Here is a 2,681-nt window from a genome sequence, read left to right on the forward strand (position 1 = left end):
TTATGTGTTTTTTATAGATACCCAAAACCCTTGTTTATATAATAAAAAGCTTATCCTTCTATATGTCCCGATTGAGACAAGCGACCGCACTTGGTGCTTTGCAGCCCCTATGACTAACCTAACGTGCCTTCGTCAAAATCTAATAAAATCAGACCTTTCCCCACTAGACACACAACGCTTAGATAAGCCAAAGTAGCTCACCAATGAATGTGAGCCCGCAATGACCCGCGTATTGATCTTGAACGGACCTAATCTCAACTTGCTTGGCACGCGCCAGCCAGAGGTATACGGCACGACCACGCTAAGTGACATCGAAACGATGTGCCGCGAACATGCCCCTGTCGCCGAGATCACCTTCGTGCAATCCAATCACGAAGGCGCACTGATTGATGCGATCCATGCGGCCAAGACCGCGCAAGACGGGATTATCCTGAACGCTGGCGCCTATACACATACGTCTGTGGCCCTGCATGATGCGATTGCTTCTGTAGAGCTGCCTTGCGTTGAAGTGCATCTCAGCAATATCCACGCACGCGAACCGTTTCGCCATCATTCCTACATTGCGCCGGTCGCTGTTGGACAGATTGCCGGGTTTGGAGCGCAAAGCTATCTTTTGGCGCTTGATGCGTTGCTGGCACATGTGAAAGGCTCAAAATGAGCCAATTGCGCCAGTTCCTTGAGAAGTTGACGTCAGCACCAACTGCAGAAGCGCTGTGGAAACTTCATTGCGAGAAAATGGCCGAATACGGGTTTGATCGGATCATCTACGGGTTTTCCCATTTTATGTCCGAGACATCCATGGGTGATCCGGAAGATTTCATCCTGCTGACCAATCACAATCCAGAATATATGAAGCTTTTCATGGGCAGCAACCTGTACCGCGACGCGCCTATGGTGCGTTGGGCGTTGCATAATGTGGGCGCATGCAGCTGGCGGTATCTCTGGGATGAAATGGCGCGCGGCACACTGACCGAACGTGAAAAGCATATCATTGCTATTAACCAGGAACACGGTGTCACAGCAGGCTATTCGATCAGTTTCAAGGCGATTACCTCGCGCTCAAAGGGCGCAATCGCTCTGACGGCGCGCGCAGGCATGTCCCAGGACGAAGCGGATGCGATCTGGGCTGAACATGGGAATGACATCGTTCTGATGAACAATGTCGCACATCTGAAAATCGTCACCCTGCCCCATCAAACCCAAGGCCGTTCGCTGACGAAACGCCAGCGCGAAGCCCTGGAATGGGTTGGCGATGGCAAGACGACTCAGGATATCGCGATGCTAATGGGGTTAACGGCTGCGACCGTTGAAAAACACCTCCGCTTGGCCCGCGAAGTTCTGAGCGTTGAAACAACCGCACAAGCGGTGCTCAAGGCATCATTCCAGAATCAGATGTTTATCGTGGATGGCATCTAGACGCGCTTTGAGAGTTGCTTTGCACGTCCAACAAAGCGTCCATCCGTCAATATCCGCGTTAATTTTTCGTTAATCCAATTAAGGTATGGAATCCTATACTTTTGGTCAGCCGCTACATGACGCATAGTAAACGTGTTCCGTGAGTGGTGGCTTTAGCCTAGGAACTTAAAGGAAGTTAACCTTGTGATTGCAAGGCTCTACCTTTCTAAGCCGGAGAAGTCCGGTGCCGGTCCGGGCGGTGAATAGTCCGCCGCCTGGCCGGTATTGCATCGCGAGCTTGCCTCATCCCCAATGTACGGGCTCGCGATCGAATATTGGCGGCGCTCCCCCTCGGGGGCGTCGCTTTTTTCGTTTTAACGCATGGTTTTGCCTGGCCAAACAAAAACGCCGCATGACTTAACATGCGGCGCCTTTAACGTTTTACAGATGAAGGGCTATTAGCCCTTCATTGTTTTCGCAACTTCAGCAGCGAAATCTTCTGTTTTCTTTTCGATACCTTCGCCAACTTCAAGGCGAACATAGCCAGTGATTTCAACGCCTGCTTCTTTCGCCGCTTGTGCAACTGTCAGATCAGGGTTCACCACAAAAGCTTGACCCAGAAGCGTGCTCTCGGCGAGCCACTTATTCATACGGCCAACGATCATCTTTTCGATCACTGCTTCAGGCTTGCCGGACTCGCGTGCGATATCCATCTGAACCTGCTTTTCTTTTTCGACTGTTTCAGCATCCAGATCCGCTTCGGACAAAGCTGCAGGGTTTGCTGCTGCAATGTGCATCGCAACCTGCTTGCCGAACGCGTCGTTTGCGCCGGAAAGGCCAACCAGAACACCGATCTTGCCCATGCCCTCTGTCGCGGCGTTGTGCACGTAGGACACAACAGAAGTGCCCTCGACAACTGACATGCGACGCAGGGACATGTTTTCACCGATTGTCGCGATCTTGTCTGTCAGGACTTCAGAAACAGGCTTGCCGCCCATGTCTGCGCCCGCCAGTGCGACAACGTCCGAAACGCCCATCGCAACAGCCGCGATACCGCCAACCATTTGCTGGAATTCAGCGTTCTTGCCAACGAAGTCGGTTTCGGAGTTAACTTCAACCGCAACGCCTTTGCCACCTTCAACGGCAACAGCCACAAGGCCCTCTGCCGCTGTACGGCCGGATTTCTTTGCTGCTTTCGCAAGGCCCTTGGTGCGCAGCCAGTCGACTGCTGCTTCCATATCGCCGTTTGTTTCTGTGAGCGCCTTTTTGGCGTCCATCATGCCTGC

3 protein-coding genes are annotated in these 2,681 nt (G+C 52.4%); 2 read left to right on the top strand and 1 reads right to left on the bottom strand.

The genetic code is table 11. From position 1 onward, the window contains the following. Positions 1-220 precede the first annotated feature (220 nt). Entirely contained in the window at positions 221-658 is a 438-nt protein-coding gene (aroQ, locus tag WBC85_RS01555; RefSeq protein WP_424432926.1) for a type II 3-dehydroquinate dehydratase, read from the top strand. Beyond that, positions 655-1,416, top strand: a complete 762-nt coding sequence (locus WBC85_RS01560; protein ID WP_424432927.1) for a helix-turn-helix transcriptional regulator — start codon at positions 655-657, stop codon at positions 1,414-1,416. The genes aroQ and WBC85_RS01560 overlap by 4 nt, the downstream gene beginning before the upstream one ends. 437 nt (positions 1,417-1,853) lie before the next feature. Here WBC85_RS01560 and tsf read toward each other — a convergent pair. Then, positions 1,854-2,681: translation elongation factor Ts (tsf, locus tag WBC85_RS01565; protein WP_424432928.1), on the bottom strand; the 828-nt coding region annotated here is incomplete at its 5' end.

It is taken from the genome of Planktotalea sp. (assembly GCF_049680325.1).
Taxonomy (GTDB): Bacteria; Pseudomonadota; Alphaproteobacteria; order Rhodobacterales; family Rhodobacteraceae; genus Planktotalea.

What these genes read in the sequence shown, in the direction of transcription:
- aroQ (WP_424432926.1), top strand. Translation starts at nt 221, where the DNA reads ATGACCCGCGTATTGATCTTGAACGGACCTAATCTCAACTTGCTTGGC.
- WBC85_RS01560 (WP_424432927.1), top strand. Translation starts at nt 655, where the DNA reads ATGAGCCAATTGCGCCAGTTCCTTGAGAAGTTGACGTCAGCACCAACT.